Genomic DNA, 3,165 nt, shown 5'->3' on the forward strand with positions numbered 1-3,165 from the left:
TGGCTCCGATCAGATAGCGCCGACGCCCATGCGCCCATGGCGACGACCGCCGCTCGAAGCCCGACCCAAGGGTCACGATCTCCGTCCGGCGCTCCACACCGCCCGTCGATCCGAAGGCCAGCCGGACGGGCAGCCTCACCTCGTGAAAGGCCATCGCCTCACTCTCCTGTCAGGGTCAATCCACGGCCGCGCTTTCGCTTGTCGAGCGATCGTTGTTACGCCATTCTTTCCTGCCGGGCGTCGGGCCCGAAACCGCGCGGGAGGGCGCCATGAGCATCGAAACTTCCAGCCAGATTCAGGGCTTCGACTGGCAGAAGCTGCTGTTTTCCTTCGAGGGCCGCACACGCCGCTCGCATTTCTGGATCGGCTGGCTGATCTGCCTCGGCGTCGGGGTCGTCGCGGGCTGGCTTCCCGTGATCGGCTTCTTCCTCTCGATCGCCCTGATCTGGCCCAACCTGGCCATTGCGGTGAAGCGGCTTCACGACATGGGCAAGCCCGGCTGGCTGGTCGTTCTCCCCTGGGCCGTCAACATCGTCGGCGGCGTCTTCGCCGCCACCCTGGTGGGCGTCTCCGCCCTCTCCAACGCCGCGGCGCTCGAGCGGGAGGATCCGGCCGCCATTCTGGCCCTGCTCGGACCGGCGATGGGCCTGGTCCTGCTGCTTCTCGTCTTCAACCTGGCCTTCCTGCTCTGGATCGGCCTGTCCGCCGGTCAGGCCGGCGCCAACCGCTTCGGCTCCGATCCGAAGGGCGGCTGACGCCCTGACGGCGAACATCGACCGGCGCCGGCCGCAACCGGCGCCGGTCGACGCTCGCAAATCCGTCACGCCGCGGTTGGCGCCCGTCCGCTCTTCGGCCAAGCTTGGTCGTCCGACCGGTCGGGCGGAAGCCAGCAGTGGGGCGCAGGGTGCGGGGTGAAGTGATCGATGTCAGCGGCGACGGCGACGCCCTGGTCAGCGGAGACGACGGCGTTCGCTACGCCTTCGTCACACGGGATGTTCGCGGTTTCATCGTCCAGCGCGGCGACCGCATCGATTTTGTCCCGGTCGACGGGATCGCGACCGAAGTGGTTCTGCTCTCGTCCGGTCCGGCCGTTTCGGCCGCCGGGACCGGCTATTCGGCCCGTCCCGACGCCGGCGAAACCTCGCCGTGGGGCTATTTCGTCCGCTGCATGAAGAAATACGTCGACGGCTACGGCCGCGCCCGGCGAAGCGAATACTGGTATTTCGTCCTTTTCCGCGTGCTCCTGGTCGGCGGCCCGGTCTTTCTCGGCGCGATCGTCTCCGGGCTGACGACCGACGGCGGAGAGGATGTCTCGCCCGTCGGCATGATCTTCATGGTCCTCGGCGGACTGACCTATGTCGGCACCATAATCCCGAACCTCTGCGCCATGATCCGGCGGTTCCACGACGTCGGCCTGTCGGGCTGGCTCGTGCTCCTCAACGCCATTCCCTACCTCGGCTCCCTGGTCACCTTCATCATTTGCGTCCTGCCGTCGGAAGCCCGGCCCAACACCCACGGCCCCGTCCCCGGTTCGAGCCGCCGGGCGACCGCGGAGGTCTTCAGCTAGGCCTTGTCCGCCCCGGCGCGGTCCGCCACGGTGAGGCCAGTGAAGGTGCGGGGGGATTCATGCGCGGCGAAGTCATCAGCCTGGACGGAATTTCGGGCGACGGCGTGATCCTGGGCGACGACGGCGTTCGTTACGCCTTCACCGCCTCGGCCAGCCGCTCCGGTCTGCGGGTCCGGGACAGGGTCGACTTCGTCGATGCTGACGGCGTCGCCCGGGACATCTTCCCTCTCGCCGGCGGCGGCGCTCCCGCCGGCTTCAGCCCTTCGCCCCGCCCGTCCGGCCGCGGCTTCAATTTCGGCACGGCGATGTTTTCCTTCCAGGGTCGGCTGAGCCGCACCCATTTCTGGATCGGCTGGGCGATCGTCTTCTTCGGCTACCATGTCTGGAGCTTCATTCCGTTCCTCAACATTGCGCTCGTTGTCGGCGCCCCGGTGCTGCTCTGGTCCAACCTGGCCATCGGCGCGAAACGGCTGCACGACATGGGCAGGTCCGCCTGGCTGATCGCCATCCCCTGGAGCGCGATGATCGGCGGCTTCGTCTACCTGATCGTTGTCATCTCCATGGCGGCCATCAACGATCCGACGGCCTTCGATGACGAGGGCGATCTGGCGCAGGTGCTGAATATTCTGGTGCCACCGCTCGGCGTCTGGGGCTTCACCGCCTTCATCGGCGTCGGCTTCTGGCTCTGGCTCGGCATAGCCGACGGTCAGCGGGGCGCGAACCGGTTCGGCCCCGATCCGGTCCACCCGGCCCGCGACACCGCCGACACTTTCAACTGATCGCGGCCGGGTTACAGCCGCCGCGCGCCCAGGGCTGCGGCCCGCGCCAGCATCTGGGCGATCTGCGCCTCCGAGCGCAGCAGCGCCGGCGCGCCGCCGTCGACCTGCACATGGACCGTGACGCCCCCGACGCCGGCCGGCTCGACGACGCCGGCGCCCATGGGCCGAAACACCTCCGGCCCGCGCTCGCCGACCAGATAGGCGCCGCCGCCCAGCACCGTCCCGCCCTCGGCCCGCGCTCCCGAGAAGGCCGACTGCACCGCCGCGGCGATCGCCTCGCCCAGGCCGCCGCCGCCCGAACCCGACGCCGCATTGACCGCAGCCAGCACCGCGCGCGCCAGCTCGGCCAGACTGATCTCGCCGTCCGCGGCCGCTCGTGCCAGCGAGCGCGCCAATCCCTCGCCCGCCTTGCCGAAGGCGTCCTCGATCGAGGACGCGACCCGCTCCGCCGGCTCCCGCAACGCCTCCAGCGCCGCCGCCGCCTCGGCCGCCTTGCGCGGCACGCCGTCCAGGCCGGCTGGTTCAAGGGTGTCAGTCATCCGGCCACGCCTCCGCCATCCGTTCGAATTCGTCCCGCCCCAGGGGCCCTGCCGCGCCCGGCCGGGCGGTCAGCATTCGCCACTCCCGCAGCGACAGCCGCCAGAACGCCTGTGGCCCAACCCCCAGCCCGGCCGCCGCCCGCAGCATCTCGTCCCATGGCGTCATCCCACGGCCGCCGCGAAAGCCTTCGCCACAGCCTCAGCCGCCTCGCGCGGCGCTATGTCCGCGCGCCCCAGGTCCTCCGCCAGCGCCGGCTCGCCCCCGCCCCGCAACAAGGCC

Annotated in this window: 6 protein-coding genes; 3 read left to right on the top strand and 3 right to left on the bottom strand. The window is 70.1% G+C overall.

Annotation, left to right across the window (positions count from 1 at the left end; genetic code table 11):
- Positions 1–154: DUF2460 domain-containing protein (locus tag WC555_RS15495; RefSeq protein ID WP_373255025.1), on the bottom strand; the 154-nt coding region annotated here is incomplete at its 3' end.
- Positions 155–269: 115 nt separating this feature from the next.
- On the opposite strand from WC555_RS15495, the gene WC555_RS15500 reads away from it, so the two are divergent.
- From WC555_RS15500 to WC555_RS15510, 3 genes are all read left to right on the top strand, one after another.
- Positions 270–755: a DUF805 domain-containing protein gene (locus tag WC555_RS15500; protein ID WP_292130348.1), complete on the top strand. Its 486-nt coding sequence runs from the start codon at positions 270–272 to the stop codon at positions 753–755.
- A gap of 161 nt (positions 756–916) precedes the next feature.
- A complete protein-coding gene (locus tag WC555_RS15505; protein ID WP_373255022.1) occupies positions 917–1,567 on the top strand; it encodes a DUF805 domain-containing protein in 651 nt (216 codons plus the stop codon).
- Positions 1,568–1,626: 59 nt separating this feature from the next.
- The gene (locus WC555_RS15510; RefSeq protein WP_292130346.1) at positions 1,627–2,346 is read left to right on the top strand and encodes a DUF805 domain-containing protein; all 720 of its coding nucleotides are present in this window, start codon (positions 1,627–1,629) and stop codon (positions 2,344–2,346) included.
- 11 nt (positions 2,347–2,357) lie between these two features.
- Here the strand turns inward: WC555_RS15510 and WC555_RS15515 are convergent, their stop codons facing one another.
- Together WC555_RS15515 and WC555_RS15520 are read right to left on the bottom strand one after the other, a co-directional pair.
- Positions 2,358–2,885 (bottom strand): phage tail tape measure protein, encoded by a 528-nt coding sequence (locus tag WC555_RS15515; RefSeq protein ID WP_373255024.1) that lies wholly within the window; start codon positions 2,883–2,885, stop codon positions 2,358–2,360.
- Positions 2,878–3,051 (bottom strand): phage tail assembly chaperone, encoded by a 174-nt coding sequence (locus tag WC555_RS15520; RefSeq protein WP_292130344.1) that lies wholly within the window; start codon positions 3,049–3,051, stop codon positions 2,878–2,880. The genes WC555_RS15515 and WC555_RS15520 overlap by 8 nt, the downstream gene beginning before the upstream one ends.
- Positions 3,052–3,165 lie beyond the last annotated feature (114 nt).

The organism is Brevundimonas sp. (genome assembly GCF_041648615.1).
Classification (GTDB): Bacteria; Pseudomonadota; Alphaproteobacteria; order Caulobacterales; family Caulobacteraceae; genus Brevundimonas.